This window comes from Flavobacterium sp. 5 (genome assembly GCF_002813295.1).
Taxonomy (GTDB): Bacteria; Bacteroidota; Bacteroidia; order Flavobacteriales; family Flavobacteriaceae; genus Flavobacterium.
In genome coordinates this window covers 3836256-3853945 of the sequence record NZ_PHUE01000001.1, presented here as the reverse complement: position 1 = coordinate 3853945, position 17690 = coordinate 3836256, and the positions used below count along the sequence as shown (strand labels likewise).

Annotated in this window: 21 protein-coding genes; 17 read left to right on the top strand and 4 right to left on the bottom strand. The window is 31.7% G+C overall.

The window, feature by feature from the left end; all coding sequences use genetic code 11:
* The 11 genes from trpC (at nt 1) to CLU82_RS16075 (ending at nt 7806) form a co-directional block, all read left to right on the top strand.
* On the top strand, nt 1–780 hold the full coding sequence (trpC, locus tag CLU82_RS16125) for an indole-3-glycerol phosphate synthase TrpC (RefSeq protein ID WP_100844055.1): 780 nt from the start codon (nt 1–3) through the stop codon (nt 778–780).
* A gap of 59 nt (nt 781–839) precedes the next feature.
* The gene (locus tag CLU82_RS16120; RefSeq protein WP_100844054.1) at nt 840–1472 is read left to right on the top strand and encodes a phosphoribosylanthranilate isomerase; all 633 of its coding nucleotides are present in this window, start codon (nt 840–842) and stop codon (nt 1470–1472) included.
* Between the two features lie 11 nt (nt 1473–1483).
* Nucleotides 1484–2665: a tryptophan synthase subunit beta gene (trpB, locus tag CLU82_RS16115; protein WP_100844053.1), complete on the top strand. Its 1182-nt coding sequence runs from the start codon at nt 1484–1486 to the stop codon at nt 2663–2665.
* A gap of 156 nt (nt 2666–2821) precedes the next feature.
* On the top strand, nt 2822–3142 hold the full coding sequence (locus CLU82_RS16110) for a gamma-glutamylcyclotransferase family protein (RefSeq protein WP_100844052.1): 321 nt from the start codon (nt 2822–2824) through the stop codon (nt 3140–3142).
* 76 nt (nt 3143–3218) lie between these two features.
* Nucleotides 3219–3980, top strand: coding sequence for a tryptophan synthase subunit alpha (gene trpA, locus CLU82_RS16105; RefSeq protein ID WP_100845057.1), 762 nt, complete (start codon nt 3219–3221; stop codon nt 3978–3980).
* A 137-nt stretch (nt 3981–4117) separates the two neighbouring features.
* The gene (locus CLU82_RS16100) at nt 4118–4630 is read left to right on the top strand and encodes a hypothetical protein (protein ID WP_100844051.1); all 513 of its coding nucleotides are present in this window, start codon (nt 4118–4120) and stop codon (nt 4628–4630) included.
* A 245-nt stretch (nt 4631–4875) separates the two neighbouring features.
* Nucleotides 4876–5370 (top strand): low affinity iron permease family protein, encoded by a 495-nt coding sequence (locus CLU82_RS16095; protein WP_100844050.1) that lies wholly within the window; start codon nt 4876–4878, stop codon nt 5368–5370.
* A 193-nt stretch (nt 5371–5563) separates the two neighbouring features.
* A complete protein-coding gene (locus CLU82_RS16090; protein WP_100844049.1) occupies nt 5564–5983 on the top strand; it encodes an SRPBCC family protein in 420 nt (139 codons plus the stop codon).
* Nucleotides 5980–6438 (top strand): MarR family winged helix-turn-helix transcriptional regulator, encoded by a 459-nt coding sequence (locus tag CLU82_RS16085; RefSeq protein WP_100844048.1) that lies wholly within the window; start codon nt 5980–5982, stop codon nt 6436–6438. The genes CLU82_RS16090 and CLU82_RS16085 overlap by 4 nt, the downstream gene beginning before the upstream one ends.
* Before the next feature lie 158 nt (nt 6439–6596).
* The gene (locus CLU82_RS16080; protein ID WP_100844047.1) at nt 6597–7304 is read left to right on the top strand and encodes a DUF4386 domain-containing protein; all 708 of its coding nucleotides are present in this window, start codon (nt 6597–6599) and stop codon (nt 7302–7304) included.
* Between the two features lie 49 nt (nt 7305–7353).
* Nucleotides 7354–7806 carry a GNAT family N-acetyltransferase gene (locus CLU82_RS16075; protein ID WP_100844046.1) on the top strand — a complete coding sequence of 151 codons (453 nt, stop codon included), beginning with the start codon at nt 7354–7356 and terminating at the stop codon, nt 7804–7806.
* 85 nt (nt 7807–7891) lie between these two features.
* On the opposite strand, the gene CLU82_RS16070 is transcribed toward CLU82_RS16075, so the two are convergent.
* Complete coding sequence (locus CLU82_RS16070) at nt 7892–8674, bottom strand: sulfite exporter TauE/SafE family protein (RefSeq protein ID WP_100844045.1); 783 nt, start codon at nt 8672–8674, stop codon at nt 7892–7894.
* Between the two features lie 513 nt (nt 8675–9187).
* Here CLU82_RS16070 and rlmH point away from each other — a divergent pair.
* The gene (gene rlmH / locus CLU82_RS16065; protein ID WP_100844044.1) at nt 9188–9661 is read left to right on the top strand and encodes a 23S rRNA (pseudouridine(1915)-N(3))-methyltransferase RlmH; all 474 of its coding nucleotides are present in this window, start codon (nt 9188–9190) and stop codon (nt 9659–9661) included.
* 20 nt (nt 9662–9681) lie between these two features.
* Here the strand turns inward: rlmH and CLU82_RS16060 are convergent, their stop codons facing one another.
* Both CLU82_RS16060 and folP read right to left on the bottom strand, forming a co-directional pair.
* On the bottom strand, nt 9682–10299 hold the full coding sequence (locus CLU82_RS16060) for a hypothetical protein (RefSeq protein ID WP_100844043.1): 618 nt from the start codon (nt 10297–10299) through the stop codon (nt 9682–9684).
* A 5-nt stretch (nt 10300–10304) separates the two neighbouring features.
* Nucleotides 10305–11120 (bottom strand): dihydropteroate synthase, encoded by an 816-nt coding sequence (folP, locus tag CLU82_RS16055; RefSeq protein WP_232735258.1) that lies wholly within the window; start codon nt 11118–11120, stop codon nt 10305–10307.
* Nucleotides 11121–11266: 146 nt separating this feature from the next.
* Here folP and CLU82_RS16050 point away from each other — a divergent pair, with 146 nt between their 5' ends.
* The 4 genes from CLU82_RS16050 (at nt 11267) to tpiA (ending at nt 14454) form a co-directional block, all read left to right on the top strand.
* A complete protein-coding gene (locus CLU82_RS16050) occupies nt 11267–11806 on the top strand; it encodes a DUF1599 domain-containing protein (RefSeq protein WP_100844042.1) in 540 nt (179 codons plus the stop codon).
* Between the two features lie 49 nt (nt 11807–11855).
* The gene (locus CLU82_RS16045) at nt 11856–12956 is read left to right on the top strand and encodes a BT_3928 family protein (protein ID WP_100844041.1); all 1101 of its coding nucleotides are present in this window, start codon (nt 11856–11858) and stop codon (nt 12954–12956) included.
* 216 nt (nt 12957–13172) lie between these two features.
* Entirely contained in the window at nt 13173–13673 is a 501-nt protein-coding gene (locus tag CLU82_RS16040) for a TlpA disulfide reductase family protein (protein ID WP_100844040.1), read from the top strand.
* Nucleotides 13674–13701: 28 nt separating this feature from the next.
* Nucleotides 13702–14454, top strand: a complete 753-nt coding sequence (gene tpiA / locus CLU82_RS16035) for a triose-phosphate isomerase (RefSeq protein ID WP_100844039.1) — start codon at nt 13702–13704, stop codon at nt 14452–14454.
* Between the two features lie 329 nt (nt 14455–14783).
* Here the strand turns inward: tpiA and CLU82_RS16030 are convergent, their stop codons facing one another.
* Complete coding sequence (locus tag CLU82_RS16030; RefSeq protein ID WP_100844038.1) at nt 14784–16451, bottom strand: lipopolysaccharide assembly protein LapB; 1668 nt, start codon at nt 16449–16451, stop codon at nt 14784–14786.
* 377 nt (nt 16452–16828) lie between these two features.
* Here CLU82_RS16030 and prmA point away from each other — a divergent pair, with 377 nt between their 5' ends.
* Nucleotides 16829–17662 (top strand): 50S ribosomal protein L11 methyltransferase, encoded by an 834-nt coding sequence (gene prmA, locus CLU82_RS16025; protein ID WP_100844037.1) that lies wholly within the window; start codon nt 16829–16831, stop codon nt 17660–17662.
* Nucleotides 17663–17690 lie beyond the last annotated feature (28 nt).

Sequence of the window (17690 nt, the reverse complement as noted above, 5' to 3'; positions counted from 1 at the left end):
ATGAACATATTAGATAAAATAATCGTTGACAAAAAAAGAGAAGTCATTCTCAAGAAATCCATCATTCCAGTTTCACAATTAGAAGCTTCTGTTTTCTTTGGTAAAAAGACAATTTCATTAAGTCAAAATTTAAGAAACAGTAATTCTGGAATCATTGCCGAGCACAAACGTCGTTCGCCATCAAAAGCAGTAATCAATCATGGTTTTACCGTAGAAGAAGTAGTAAAAGGATATGAAGACGCAGGTGCTTGCGGAATTTCTGTTCTAACGGATGGAAAGTATTTTGGAGGTTCTTTGGATGATTTATTATTAGCAAGAGCTTCAGTAAACATTCCCCTTTTACGTAAAGAATTTATTGTAGATGAATATCAAATCCTAGAAGCCAAAGCACACGGGGCTGATTTAATTTTATTAATTGCAGCGGTTTTAACCCGTGAGGAAATCAAATCCTTATCGGAGTTTGCCAAAGGTTTAGGATTAGAAGTTTTATTAGAAGTTCATAATCAAGAAGAATTAGAAAAATCAATCATGCCGACATTAGATATGATTGGCGTAAATAACAGAAACCTAAAAACATTTGAAGTTAGTTTGGACTTCAGTAAACAATTGGCTGACCAAATTCCAAATGATTTTGTAAAAGTTTCCGAAAGCGGTATCAGTACAATTGAAGCAATTAACGAACTAAAACCATACGGATACAAAGGTTTCTTGATTGGAGAAAATTTCATGAAAACTGATAATGCAGGTAAAGCCGCTACTGATTTTATTAATCAGCTATAAGCCTTGAGCAATGGGCAATCAGCCCGAAGCTCAAAGCTCAAAGCTCAAAGCAAATAAAAATGAAACTCAAAATCTGCGGAATGAAATATCCCGACAATATACTCGAAGTAGGTTCGCTCCTGCCCGATTATATGGGCTTTATATTCTGGGAAAAATCGGCTCGTTATTTTGATGGAACAATGCCAGAATTACCTAAATCAATTAAAAAAACTGGTGTTTTTGTTAACGAAAGTATTCCTGTAATTTTGAAAAAAACAGAGAAATATAATTTACAAGCCATACAATTACACGGTCATGAATCGCCTGAATTTTGTTCAGAATTAAAAACTAAATTAGTAGCTTCAATTGAAATCATCAAAGTTTTTTCGGCTGACGAGAATTTTGACTTTAGCGTTTTAAAACCGTTCGAAGCCGTTTGCGATTATTTTCTTTTTGACACCAAAGGAAAATTACCCGGAGGAAACGGAACAACATTTGATTGGCAAATATTGAAAAATTATTCATCCACAAAACCTTTCTTCCTTAGTGGCGGAATTGGAATCGAGGAATTGGATGCTGTAACCGAAATTTTGAAAACCAATTTACCCATTTATGCAATTGATATAAATAGTAAATTTGAAATTGAACCAGGATTAAAAAATATAGAATTATGTACGGACGCGATTAATCGCATCACTACTATAAATAAATAAAAAATAAAAAAATGCAATACAACGTTAACGAAAAAGGCTATTATGGTGAATTTGGTGGAGCCTACATTCCCGAAATGTTATATCCAAATGTAGAAGAATTACGCCAGAAATATTTAGAAATCACAGCTGAGCCAAGCTTTAAAGCAGAGTTTGACCAACTGCTGAAAGATTACGTAGGACGTCCTAGCCCACTATACTTTGCTAAAAGACTTTCAGAAAAATACAATACCAAAATCTATCTCAAAAGAGAAGACTTAAATCATACAGGTGCACACAAAGTCAACAACACCATTGGACAAATATTAGTTGCAAAACGTTTAGGCAAAAAACGAATTATTGCCGAAACTGGCGCAGGTCAGCACGGAGTAGCAACAGCAACGGTTTGTGCCTTAATGGGCATGGATTGCATCGTGTACATGGGCGAAATCGACATTGCACGCCAAGCACCAAACGTTGCCCGCATGAAAATGCTTGGAGCAGAAGTCCGTCCGGCACTTTCCGGTTCACGAACGCTAAAAGATGCAACAAATGAGGCCATCCGCGATTGGATCAACAACCCTGTAGACACACATTATATTATCGGATCTGCCATCGGACCACATCCTTATCCAGATATGGTAACCCGTTTTCAAAGCATTATTTCCGAAGAAATCAAATGGCAGTTAAAAGAGAAAGAAGGACGCGAAAACCCAGATTATGTAGTAGCTTGTATTGGTGGAGGTAGTAACGCTGCAGGAACATATTATCATTTTTTGCACGAGCCAGAAGTTGGAATCATTGCTGTCGAAGCTGCTGGAAAAGGTGTAAACAGCGGTCATAGTGCAGCTACAAGTAAATTAGGAAAAGTGGGCGTTATTCATGGTTGCAAAACCCTATTGATGCAGACTCCCGATGGTCAAATCACTGAGCCTTACTCAATTTCAGCAGGTCTTGATTACCCTGGAGTTGGTCCTATGCACGCCCATTTGGCACAAACAGGCCGTGGCGAATTCTTTTCAGTAACCGATGACGAAGCGATGAATGCTGGTCTGCAGCTTACAAAATTAGAAGGTATAATTCCTGCGATTGAAAGTGCGCATGCTTTTGCAGTTTTAGATCAGAAAAAATTCAAACCAACTGATATTGTGGTGATCAGCCTTTCAGGGCGTGGTGACAAAGATTTAGACAATTATATCGATTATTTCAAATTGTAATATAATAATTTGGGCGTTCCCCAAGGGTCGGGCTGTACGTTCCCGCTTTTTTTGAGACGAAAAAAAATCGCCTCAAAAAAGAGCTCCACTGCCATCCCTAACGCACATTCGAGATATATAAAATTTAGTGTAAAACATTTTCAAAAATTGAATTCTATGCAAAAATTATTCGCTTACGGTACCTTACAACATGAGGATGTACAACAAGATCTTTTTGGTCGTATTCTTGAAGGAACCCCAGAAACATTAGTAGGTTATGAACTAAACGAAATTCAGATTGAAGAAGAATTTGGAATCGTGCATTACCCTATTATTAAAGAAACCGAAAACTCAAATGACACCATTAATGGAACCTTGTACGAAGTAACGCAAAGTGAACTTCGTCAAACGGATCTCTATGAAGGATTACATTACAAACGTGTAGAAGTACATTTGCAATCTAATCAAAATGCGTGGGCGTATAGTGCTGCAATCTAAATTAGAAAATAAAAATAAAATATTAGGTACTGATATCGAAATATCGCACATCCAATATCTAAAATCAGAAATTAAAATGAACAGAATAAGTCAAAAATTACAAGAAGACAAAAAGATACTTTCCATATACTTTTCAGCTGGATATCCCAACTTGAATGATACCGTACAAATCATCCAAGACTTAGAAAAAAATGGTATCGACATGATCGAAATAGGATTACCATTTAGCGATCCATTGGCAGATGGACCAACTATTCAAGCCAGTTCAACAACGGCTTTACATAACGGAATGACCACTCAAATTTTATTTGATCAGCTAAAAGACATTCGCAAAAGCGTAAAGATTCCACTTGTTATTATGGGATATTTCAACCCAATGCTGCAATATGGTGTGGAAAATTTCTGCAAAAAATGCGCAGAAATTGGTATTGATGGTTTAATAATTCCTGATCTTCCCGTAGATGTTTATGCCGACGAATATAAAGCTACTTTCGATAGATATGGGTTAATCAATGTGTTCCTGATTACACCACAAACTTCAGATGAGCGTATTCGTTTTATCGACAGCGTTTCCAGCGGATTTATTTATATGGTAAGTTCTGCAAGTGTTACTGGTTCGCAATCTGGTTTTGGAAGTACTCAGTCAACTTACTTTGAACGCATTGCCAAAATGAATCTAAAAAACCCTCAAGTAATTGGCTTCGGAATCAACAATGCCGAAACTTTCAACCAAGCCACACAATATGCGAAAGGAGCTATTATAGGAAGTGCATTTATCAAGCATTTATCAGAAGAAGGAACAGGTAAAATTAGCGAGTTTGTAAAAGCAATTCGATAATTTACATCTTTATATAAAACTAAAAATGGTACTTAAATAAATTTTAAGTACCTTTTTTATATTTTAGCTTAAAAATCAGTCTGACGTTTATTAAGCATAAATACTAGTTAGCTGCAACTTCAACTTGAAAAAACATTATGGAAAAATATTTGCGCCAATTAATTTCAATAGAATTTGAAGATAAAAAGGAAATTTTCACTGGATTTCTTATTGACTGGACCGAAGACTGGATATTATTAAAAAATAATCCTTTTGATTTTATAATTGATGGATACACTATTTTAAAAAATAAAAATTTAAAATCAATTATTCAAGAAGAAGATCATGAATTTACAGAAAAAGTTATTAAACTTAAAGGTTTAAAAACAAGTGCAGAAGAAATTATTCCGCTTAAAGATGTATACACAATTATTAATTTTCTTGATAAAAAACATGAGGTTTTTCAGATTGCAAAAAAATCTGACAAAGCTGTTTATCTAGGTAAACTCATCGAACTAAATGAAGATGAATTAATCATTGATTTTTTAGGAACGGAAGGAAAATTTGATGGCGAAATGAGTTTCAAACTTAATAAAATAAGGGCTATAGAGTTTGATACAGATTATATCAATTCTTTGAAACTAATTATCGAAGACGAAAAGAAAAAGTAAAAGATTTCTTAATCTGTTAAGTCAGGTTAAAGGTCATATCCAAATCCAATTTATTGAAAAAAAATCCCTTCAATCAAAGGGATTTTTTATTTAAAATCGATTTACAAAAATCTATTTTGGTTACTTTGCTAAACTTAATTTAAATTATATAAATATCCTTTAAAGTTGTATAATAGGTTATCTTATTTACGGAATTAACTTTAGTTATTGAAATAAAAATTCAGTAAACAAAAAAGTTAATCAAAATGAAAAGTAAAAAACAAAATCAAAATAGCGTATTCGAAAAATTTGCTTCAAAGGTCTCAAAAGCAACAGGGAGTACAACAGCATTTATAACAGCATTTTTAATTGTTCTCGTTTGGGCCATATCAGGACCTTTTTTTGATTATTCGGAAACCTGGCAATTAGTTATTAACACAGGAACGACGATCATAACTTTTTTGATGGTTTTTTTAATTCAGAAAGCTCAAAATAAAGATTCACTTGCTATTCAATTGAAATTAAATGAATTGGTTGCTTCCAATGAATATTCCAGTAATAGTCTGGTTGATATTGAAAGTATGACTGAGGAAGAAATGATTATTGTCCAAAAATATTATCACAGACTTAGTGAATTAGCCAAAAAAGACGAAAGCATAAGATCATCACATTCAATCGCAGAAGCGCATCAGCAACACGAAAAAAAAGACCAAACCAGAAGCAAAATGCGTACAAAGAATAGCCCCAAAAATAAATCTTAACAGTAGAGATTACAATCCCATTTACTTTTATTTTATTAAAACCCTTCAAAAATATACTTGCAGGGAGACTGAACCTTAATTATAATTTTCTAAACATTCACAAGACAAATTAATTTGAATTAAAATAAATTTGCATATAATAAGTACACTTATTATATTTACACTTATAATAATTAATTTAATTCAAAAAAATATGTGGACAAAATCGCATTCGATCGTAACCAAAGAGATAACAAGAGAACAAATATGGAAACTCTTTTCAGACGTAAACAATTGGCATATTTGGGACGATGGAATAGAGTTCGCCAAACTGGAAGGTAAATTTGAAAAAGGAAACTTCTTTATTTTAAGACCAAAAGGCGGACCAAACGTAAAAGTAGAGTTACTTGAAACAGTCGAAAATAAAATGTTTCTTGACGTCACAAAATTTCCGCTGGCCAAAATGTATGACGAACATACTTTTGAAGAAACATCGGAAGGATTGAAAATTACTAATACTATAACAGTAACAGGTATTTTAGGATTCTTATGGCGTAAATTAGTAGCTCAAAATATAGTAGATAATTTACCAAAAGATATGCAACAACAAATTAAATCAGCTAAAAATTTATGACCTCAAACGATAATACATTTACTGTAGAAAAAGCCGAAGACAGTTCCGGCTTTTTATTGTGGCAAGTAACCAATCTTTGGCAAAGAGAAATAAAAAAGGCTTTGAAACCATACGGCTTAACACATTCACAATTCGTTCTAATGGCTAGCATCCATTGGCTAACCTTACATAAACAACAAGTAACTCAAATAGTATTGTCTTCCCACACAAAGATAGACCCAATGACCACTTCGACTGTTTTAAGAACATTACAAACAAAAGCGTTTCTGCAACGGCAAGAACACTCCACCGACACCAGAGCCAAAACCGTTGAACTCACTATCAATGGAACAAATATTATTAAAGAAGCCATCAAAACAGTCGAAACTTTCGATAAGACATTTTTTTCAACCCTTGGTGCGAAAACAACATCATTCAATGAACAATTATTAATTCTACTTCAGCAAAAAAAATAAAATCAAAAGCAAACATAAACTTTACTATTAACCAGCAAAAAATAAGTTTCCAATCAGATAAAAAAACTTAACAAATTGAATGTAACAAATCTGAAAGTTCACGCCTAATTGATAAATTGAAAATATTTTACTCTAAACTATATTTTACTCTACAAGAAATGATTTCAGATAAAAATTTAGCTCGCATTGCCGGTTTTTGTTATTTAATAGTAATAATTACAGGCGCATTTTCAGAAATATTTGTGAGGCAAGCATTAAGAGTATCAAATGATGCAATCGCGACTGCTCAGAACATTCAAGCGCACGAAATGCTCTATCGTTGGGGATTTGTAGCAGATCTTTTTAATTTTGTAATAGGAATACCTTGTGTATTGATACTATATTTTTTATTCAAGAGAGTAAATAAACTTTTACTTCAAATTTCATTAGCACTCGTAATTATTCAAACTGCTATCATTGCTGTCAATCTTTTAAATCAAATAAACCCTTTACTATATTTAAGTAACGAAACGTATCTTAATTCATTTCAACCTAACCAACTTGCGACACTTTCACTATTGTCACTAAATATACAAGCGCAAGGATACGCAGTTGGATTGGTATTTTTTGGCTTTTATTGTTTGATAGTTGCTTATGTGCTTTACAATTCAAAAATGTTACCTAAATTTCTTGGAATATTTTATGCTATTTCTGGTTTGTGTTACCTCATAAATAGTTTTGCAATGTTTCTATCAAAAGGTTTTGCAAATCCATTGTTTATTTATCTTGCTATACCTATTTTTATTGGAGAATTTTCACTTTGTCTGTGGTTACTAATAAAAGGCATAGACACATCAAAATCAGAGCATTCACTTGAAAACGCATAAGTAAAACAGAATCACTTACAATAGCCAAATTGAATTCAATACATAAAACATGCAAACCATAAAAAGAACAACCACCGATAGCAAAGACTTTCAAAAACTTGTCGTTTTACTTGATCAGGATTTAGCAATAAGAGATGGTGAAGATCATGCTTTTTATGCTCAATTTGATAAATTAGAAAAAATCAACCACGTTATTGTTTGTTATCAGGATGATGTCGCAATTGGCTGTGGTGCTTTCAAAGAATATGATTCGAAAACTGTAGAAATCAAAAGAATGTTTATAGATCCAGATTATAGAGGAAAAGGAATTGCGAGTACGGTTCTTGGAGCATTAGAAACTTGGGCAAAAGAATTCAATTATAATAGTTTTATCCTTGAAACTGGAAAAAACAATCCCGTTGCTATAGCCTTATATAAAAAATCAGGTTACAAAATAATTCCAAATTATGATCAATACGAAAATATTGAAACTAGTGTTTGTTTAAAAAAAGTATCTAATTAAAAAAAGAGACTCATAAAACATTCGTTTTTATGAGTCTCTTTTTTTAATGCTTTTTTTATTTAATAATTCAAATCATTACTATTTGCTAACTAATTAATTTAAATCCAACAAAAAAGAGCATTATTGCGATAGCATTTCTAAGCAATAAATCAGGAAGCTTACCGCTTAACATACTTCCAATATAAATACCTGGAAGTGATCCCAATAATAATTGACCCAAAATAGTCAAATCGATATTACCCATGGAGGCATGTCCTAATCCTGCAACTAGTGTTAATGGTACAGCATGAGCAATTTCGGTACCAACCAAACGAGGTGTTGGCAAAAGCGGATACAAGAAAAATAAAGTAACCGTTCCTAATGCTCCTGCACCAATTGAAGTAAGTGTTACTGTTGCTCCCAACATTACACCAATTGCAACGGTCAATAAATTTTGAGTTCTACTTTCGCTATGAAATTTATCTCCTGAATGTTTTTGAGATAAAACCATCAGTTTCTTTTTGAACAAAATAGCTACCGAAGTAAAGACTAAAGCCCAGCCCAAACTATACTTAATTGTATTATTTAATGCAGTTGTATCGGCATTTAAAGTATGTAGAATCCACAATGTTATCAAAGCAGCAGGAACACTTCCAAGCGAAAGCCATCCTGTTATAGTCCAATTAATATTCTTTTTTTTATTATGAACTAAAATACCCCCAGATTTGGTAATCGCAGCATATAATAAGTCAGTTCCAACTGCCGTCGATGGCGGAATACCAAACCACAATAAAATAGGCGTCATTAAAGACCCTCCTCCTACTCCTGTCATACCAACAATAAATCCAACTAATAATCCTGCAACAATTAAACCCGCTTGTAAATCCATAAATGAGACTATGTTTTTTTTTTGCAAAAATAGAAAAAACAACTTTATTTCAGGCATTGTGCTGCTCATGACATGACCTTCAGTTATTCAAATTCATTACTTTAAACTATAAAAAAACATTATTTTAGATTAGGCATTACAGTTCATAAAAGCAATCTGCTAACAAAATCATTTCAAATTCTACTAAAACCATAGAAATTACATCATTTATACAAGTATTTTTATCAATTCATTAATTACCCTATGGACTTAATAGATTATATAGAATTGATTAAAAAATTTAAATCAAATGTGTTAAAAAAACAATAAGAAAATATTTTCTTACACAAATAAACTTTAATCTTAAAAATTAGAATCAAATAATAATAAAAATGTGAGTGGAAAATAAGAGAAATCTCATTTTTATAAAGAAAGAATTTAGAAAATCATCCTTTATTATTATGAGTAAGGAATAATTAGAGACTTAAAACACAAAATGCTTTTTTGTAACTTCGCATTTTGAAAACAATTCAGATGAATATCAAACTTATCGCAATCGGAAAAACCGACAATAAATCATTACAAACCTTAATTGACGATTATACTAAGCGATTGTCTTTTTATATCAAATTTGATTTGGAAATTATTCCCGATATCAAAAATGTAAAAAACTTATCCGAAAGTCAACAAAAAGAAAAAGAAGGAGAGCTTATTTTATCTAAAATAACTCCTACGGACCAACTTATTTTATTGGATGAAAATGGAAAAACATTTTCAAGCGTCGCATTTTCATCCGAATTACAAAAGAAAATGAACTCAGGTGTAAAAACATTAGTTTTTGTAATTGGTGGGCCTTATGGTTTTTCGAATACTGTATATGCTAAAGCAAATGGCAAAATCTCGCTTTCGCTAATGACTTTTTCACATCAAATGGTACGTTTGTTTTTTATAGAACAATTATATCGTGGGTTCACTATTTTAAGAAATGAACCCTATCATCATCAATAAAGTAATCAGTTTACTGTAATTTAATAAATAAACTCATTTGGAGTCACAAATTTTAACTCAATACTTTCTAAAATAATTTTAGCTTTAATATAATTATCAAAAGACATATTTTTATCAAAACAATATGAAACATCTAGACTTGTTTCGTTCGTGTTATTAATATATTTTTGAATTTGATTACTTTCAATCAAAACTCCATCTAAAAATATTTTTCCATGTTTATCAAAAAGAAGATTTAATCCTTTCTTAGGTTTCTCCAATTTATAATACACTTTCGTGAAAGGTAGAAAAGCAAGATTCTTTCCAATCGAATCTGCATATGAGTAATAATTAAGTGCATTTTCGTTTTTATGCTCCTTTTCCTCGCGTTTTCTTTGTTGCAGTTTCATTACTTCTGGAATTACCAACCGCAACGGCAAACGTTTGTCAATATTCAATATCCAATTGGTCGTAATAATACTGTTTTTTCTATTTACTTCTGCCAATGTATCTTTTCCTTTTACTCTAAAAAAAATATAAATTGGCGAAAGATCTACCACTTCTTTCACAATAGTTCGATCTGCTTTTGGCAACAAAACTTCTTCTTTATTACCACAAGAAATACACAACAACAATATAATTCCAAATAAATATTTCATACTTTTCAATTTATTTCATTAAACAACTGAATACATTCTACGGCCTCTTTTACATCATGAACTCTCAGAATTTTTGCTCCTTTGGTCAAAGCAATTGTATTCAAAACAGTGGTTCCATTTAATGCCATTTCAGCATTTATATCAAGCGTTTTATAAATCATAGATTTTCTAGAAATTCCAATCAGCAAAGGCAATTTAAGCATTTGAAACAATTCTAATTTTTGCATGACTTCAAAATTTTGTTCCAAAGTTTTAGCAAAACCAAAACCAGGATCAACAAGTATATCATTTATTCCAAGAGCTCTCGCAGCTGCAACTCGTTCCGAAAAATAAAACAACATCTCTTTTATAATATCATCATATTGAGTAAAAGTCTGCATGGTTTGTGGCGTTCCTTTCATGTGCATCATAATGTAAGGCACCTGAAATTTAGCAATGATCTCCAACATTTTATCATCTAGTTTTCCCGCCGAAATATCATTGATAATTGCTGCTCCATTTTCGATACAAGTCTTTGCCACTCCTGCACGAAAAGTATCAATAGACAATATAATATCTGGAAAATGCTTTTGCAGCAAATTCACCACGGGAATTATTCTCGAAATCTCTTCTTCCTCAGAAACAAACTCAGCATTGGGTTTACTTGAATATGCTCCTACATCAATAAAAGTAGCACCTTCACCAAGCATTTTATCAACTCGTTCTAATAGTTCATTTTCATTTTTATATTTTCCGCCATCAAAAAAAGAATTCGGAGTAATATTCAAAATCCCCATTACTTTTGGAGTAGATAAATCGATCAGTTGTCCTTTACAGTTCATATTTTTGTTTAAAGTTTGCTTTATTTAAAGTTTAAAGTTCTTTAAAATCGTCATCCGACAATTCGAACAACTTTAGACTTTAAACCTTAAACCTTTTAAATTTTATTCTTATTTTTGAAGCAATTTTATACAAATATACATCAATAATGAAGAAAACTTCACAAGAATATGACGGCGTAATTACTGTTTGCCGCACTCTATTTATCAATAAAATGAAAGACTACGGCAGTGCCTGGCGTATTTTGAGACTTCCTTCTCTTACTGATCAAATCTTCATAAAAGCACAAAGAATAAGAAGTTTACAAGAAAATGAAATCCGAAAAGTAGACGAAGGTGAAAGTGGAGAATTCATTGGAATAATTAATTATTCGATTATGGCACTAATTCAATTGGAATTAGGCGTAGTAGAACAACCCGATTTAGATACTCAAAAAGCAACTCAATTATATGATGCCAAAGTCGCTTTGACCAAAGAATTAATGGAAAACAAAAACCATGATTATGGAGAAGCATGGCGTGAAATGCGTATTAGCTCATTAACGGATTTGATTTTACAAAAATTACTTCGTGTTAAACAAATCGAAGACAATAAAGGAAAAACGATAGTATCCGAAGGAATTGATGCCAATTATCAGGACATGATTAACTATTCCATTTTTGCTTTGATTTTGATGGACAAAAAATAAATTCAAAACACTTCTTTGAAGTATTTAAAACTATAAAACAAACCCCAAAATGAAAAATGTTATCACCCAATTCTCCAGAATTTTTGTTGGAGTCTTGTTCATAATCTCAGGCCTAATAAAACTAAATGATCCTGTTGGTTTCTCTTATAAACTAGCTGAATACTTTAGCGAACCAGTTTTTAACATGCCTTTCTTTGTTCCATTTTCTTTGGCTATAGCCTTATTTATAGTCATCTTAGAAGTGGTTTTGGGTGTAATGTTACTTATTGGTTTCAAATCAAAATTGACAATTTGGCTTTTATTGCTTTTGATTATCAAATTCACTTTCCTAACCTTTTATTCTGCTTATTTTGATGTGGTAAAAGATTGTGGTTGTTTTGGAGATGCCTTACATCTTACTCCTTGGCAATCCTTTACAAAAGACGTTGTTTTATTATTCTTCATATTGATTTTGTTTATTAATATGAAACTGGTAAAACCGCTTTTTTCTAATAGAACACAAAATAGTCTTGCGGTAATAACCGTTTTATTGTGTGGTTTTATGGGGTATTGGGTTATCAACCATTTGCCGTTAAAAGATTTTAGAGCATACAAAGTTGGTAATAACATACAAAAAGGAATGGAGATCCCAGAAGGTGCTCCAAAATCTGTAGTTGAAATGATTTTTATCTACAAAGTAAATGGTGTCGATAAAGAATTTTCAGAAAAAGATCTGGCTAATATTCCAGCCGGTGCCACTTTTGTAGATAGAAAAGACAAAGTAATTACCGAAGGTTACGTTCCTCCTATTCATGATTTTGTCATGGAAAAAGACGGATCTGATTATAAAGAAGAGTTACTCCAAGAACCTAAATTACTTATGATTGTTGCCTATGATTTGGCTCTGGCTAATGCGGATGGGCTTGCAAAAATGGAGTTAGTTAGTAAAAAAGCTGCTGCAAAAGGATATAAAGTGATCGGAATGACAGCTTCAGCTCCTGAAGAAATTGCAACAATCAAAAAACAATATGGAATCACTTTTGACTTTTATTTCTGCGATGCTATTCCGTTAAAAACCATTGAAAGAGCAAATCCAAGTTTTGTAATTCTTGAAAAAGGAACGGTAAAACAAAAAGTGCATTATAATGACACAGAGGATTTAATTTTCTAGTTTTCATTTTTAAGCATAACAATTAGCCTTGCAGAAATATTATTTTACTGCAAGGTTTTTTTTTGACTAACAATTCTAAATTAAAATTAAATACAAGAAAAAAAATATCAACTATAACGATATTGTACTAATTTTTGATGTTTTTTAACTTAAAATTCCAAAAACTGCCTACCTAATTTGTAATTCTTTAGTTAACTTTGTGAAAACTTAATTTAAATGAAAAAAATTGCCCTTTTAATTATTGCTTTTGCATCATTTTCTTGTACTCAAGCTCAGAAAACTGAATTCTCTAAAACAGCGCTTTCTGAAACTTTATTAGCCACAAACGGAAAACAAGTTAAGTTTCAAGATATTCTAAAAAAACAAAAAGGAAAAATTACCGTTATAGAAGTTTGGGCCTCCTGGTGTGGTGATTGTGTAAAAGCAATGCCAAAACTAAAAGAACTTCAAGCCAACAATCCAGATGTTTCTTATGTATTTATCTCTATGGATAAAACGGCTGACAAATGGAAACTTGGTATTAAAAAACACGAATTAGGTGGACAGCAATTCATGGCAAATGACGGTATGAAAGGTGTTTTTGGACAAGCAATCGACTTAGATTGGATTCCTAGATATATCATTATAGACAAAACAGGAAAAATTGTTGTGTATCGTGCTATCGAAACCGACTTTGAGCAAATCAATGGAACACTAAAAAAATTACAAACAAATTAATTACACAAAAACTATAAATACTACAAAAATGAGAAAGAAGATTGTTGCAGGAAACTGGAAAATGCATAAAAATGCTGCACAAACAAAAGAGCTATTAAACGAATTATTAACTCAAATTCCAGCTGAAACTGCTGCACAAGTAATTGTTGCACCTACATTTATAAATTTAGTTTCGGCAGTAGAAAACTTAACACACTCCAATATAGCAGTTGCTGCACAAAATTTACACCAAGCAGAAAGTGGTGCTTTTACAGGCGAAATATCTGCAGATATGATTAAAAGTATTGGTGTTAACAACGTAATTTTAGGTCACTCTGAGCGTAGAGCTATTTTCAATGAAACCGATGCCATCATCGCAAGCAAAGTAAATACAGCTTTGAAACACGATTTGACTGTAATTTTCTGTTTTGGTGAAGAATTAAAAGACCGTCAATCTGGAAATCATTTTAATATCGTTGAAAACCAATTGAAAGATGGTTTATTCCACATTGAAGCTAAAGATTGGGAAAAAATCGTTTTGGCTTATGAGCCAGTTTGGGCTATTGGAACTGGTGAAACTGCTTCGCCAGAACAAGCACAAGACATGCACGAATTCATTAGAGAGACAGTTCGCAAAGCATTTGGAAGCGATATAGCCGAAGATGTTTCTATTCTTTATGGAGGAAGCGTAAAACCAGACAATGCAAAAGAAATCTTCTCTAAACCAGACGTAGACGGTGGTCTTATTGGTGGAGCTGCTCTTAATGCAAAAGATTTTATTACAATTGTAACGTCAATCTAAAACAATTAATTTTTCAACTTCTAAGTTGAATAATAAAATACTAAAAGAGGTTATTTCAAAATAAATTTGAAATAACCTCTTTTTCTATATACCACTTCATTAATTAATTTAGGCAAGACCCCAACTCAATAAAAGGGCAAAATTCACTGCGCATATACGCCCTTTAATTGATATACAGTCGGGCTATCCTCGCTGCTTTGATAGCTAGCTTCTATCCCTCTTGCGGTAATAACAAACTTTTATTCTAAAAAAAAAACTCTTTCAGAACACAAAAAAAAAGCCAACGACACAAATCGTTGGCTTATCAATAATCAAATATAAATCAAACTCTACTTCAATGTTTTTAATTGATCTACTGCATATTGATTGGCAGGATCAATGCCTAATGTTTTATTAAAATTATCTTTTGCTTTCAGTTTATCATTAGCCGCATAAATAATTCCCAAATTATTATAAGCTTCTACTAATTTAGATTTCATTCCTTTGGTAGTAAATTCATCTGGACTTTTCGTTTTAGCTGCTGTAATAAAATCTTCATAATTTTTAGCCACAAGCGTATCATTCTTAAGCAAGACTTGTATTCTAGCTTTAAATAGATAAGCATCTTGTGTGGATGGAGAAGCCTTAATAACGATATCCAAAGAAGCATCCGCCTTTTTCAATAGCTCAATTTGTTGCTCATTTAAATTTTCAGCATTATAATAAGACCAATAAACTGATGATGCAAAATAGAAATTATCCATCAAATAAGACTTTGTCTCTGTATTAGCAATCGCAATTTCGTAAACAGAAGCTGCTTTAATATATACTTTTTTATCATATAATTTCTTAGCCAGTTCAGGAAGCTCAACAGCAACTGCAGGAGTCATATCAAATGATTTTTTTAAATCAGAAATCCCAGTGTCAATTAATACATTATCAATAGGAGCTGAATTTAATCCTTTGCATAATCTTCCAGCACCAATATAGAAATAATCTCTGCCTATAACTCGATTTGAAGGATCTGACACAAAAGAGGTCAGTGAATTTATGGCTGTATCAAAATTATTATTATAATAAGCCGAATACCCTAAATAACGATAAATCCTTGGATTAACATTATCTAATTTACTCATTTGATTTGCTTCAGTTTCAAGAGCTTTATAATCTTTGGCAAGAATAAGAAAATCAGCATGACGCATACGAGAATCCAAAGAATAGTCTGTTAAAGACATATATTTTTCATAAAAAGTTAATCCTTTTGAGATATGACTATCATAATTTCTAGCATCATTTAATGCCCATAGATATTGTGTTTCTGCCAGCTCACGATAAACTGGTCCATAATTAGGATTCAAAGCAATTACTTCATCAAATGAAGTTAATGCAGATGGAAAATTGTGTGCGTTCTTAATTAAAGTACCTAACCCCATTTTGGCTCTCAATAAAGTACTGTCCAATCGAAAAGCTTCACGATAACATTCGTATGAATCATTTTGTTTTTTATTGAATTTATAAGCATCTGCCAAAGCTAATAAAACATCTGTATTGGCTGGATCAATCTCCCTTGACTTACTTAGAATTTCAATTGCTTTTTTGTAATCATAATTTTCCGAAAATGTATAAGCTTTACCAATATATACTTTTTCTTCTAAATCTCTTTTACTACTATTTTGTGTAGCTAATGCAAAATATCTTTCAGCTTCCACAACATCACCTTTATCTAATGCAATATTTCCTAATCCTATATAACCAAAATTTCCTTTGGAGGAACAGGTAATTCCAACATTAAAATTATTTTTAGCTGCTTCATAATCCCCTAAAAACAAACAGACATTGCCTAAAAGGAATTTTGCATACCCATCTGTAGGTTTTAAGGAAGTAATGGTTTCCAACATATTCTTTGCTTTTTCATATTGCTCGGCGTCGATAGCATCTTTCGCTTGTTTTATATCCTGCGCCTGTCCAAAAAAATTAAGAAACAATGCTGCTACGGTATAAATAAAAACTTTTTTCATAATAGATTTTATTAATTTGATTATTAAAATAGTACTGCTTAAAATCCACTCAAAACAGTAGTGCAAATATAAAAAAATATAAAACAAAAATCATATATTTTACACATTAATTATCTGTAATTCAAGTAGTTATATTTTTAAAAACATGATAAAAATCATATTTTATATCACTAAAAAAAGATATAATTTATTCCAAAAAAGGACAAAAAAAGATAGAATTCTAGTTTCTGATCAACATAAAAATATACTAACAATTCATTTTCAACTTATTATTATAAATTCACTTATTCCATATTATAATACGCATTACGTTAAAATATATTAAATTTCAAAAAAGGAATGAGTACTATATTGTTACCTTTGCAAAAAATTCAAGCATGTCAAACATTTATATAGGGTATCATTTTACTATCGAACCAAAAGAATTAGGGTCTGAAATATTAATAGCTGAACTAGGAGAAAAAGCATTTGAAAGCTTTACTGAAACTGAAACAGGAATTTCTGCTTTTGTACAAAAGGATCTTTGGGATGAAATGATTCTAGAAGGCATTCAGATACTACATTCGGAAGAATTTAAAATCGATTATAGTTACGAAGAAATAGAACAAGTCAACTGGAACGAAGAATGGGAAAAAAACTTTGAACCTATTGATGTCGAAGGAAATTGTCACGTCCGCGCTCCATTTCATCCTAAAACAAATGCAGAATATGATATCGTGATTGAACCAAAAATGAGTTTTGGAACAGGACATCACGAAACTACGCACATGATGATTCAACATTTACTTGAAATAGATGTTACAGGAATGAAAACATTAGATATGGGTTGCGGAACAGCTATTTTAGCAATACTTGCCGAAATGAAAGGTGCTCAACCAATTGATGCGATCGATATTGACAACTGGTGCTATTTGAACTCTATTGAAAATGCCGAACGCAATAATTGTAAACATATTACCGTTTACGAAGGAGATGCTGCATTATTAAAAGACAAAAAATACGATTTAATCATAGCCAATATCAACAGAAATATTTTGTTGAATGACATGCAAAACTATGTAGACTGTTTAAACCCAAAAGGAACTATTTTATTTAGTGGTTTTTACGAAGAAGACATTCAATATATCGATGCTTCTTGCACCGAAAAAGGATTAACTTTTGTAAAAAAGCTACAAAGAAACAACTGGGTATCATTAAAATACGTAAATTAGTACAATTCTTTATAAATCATAAATGTAC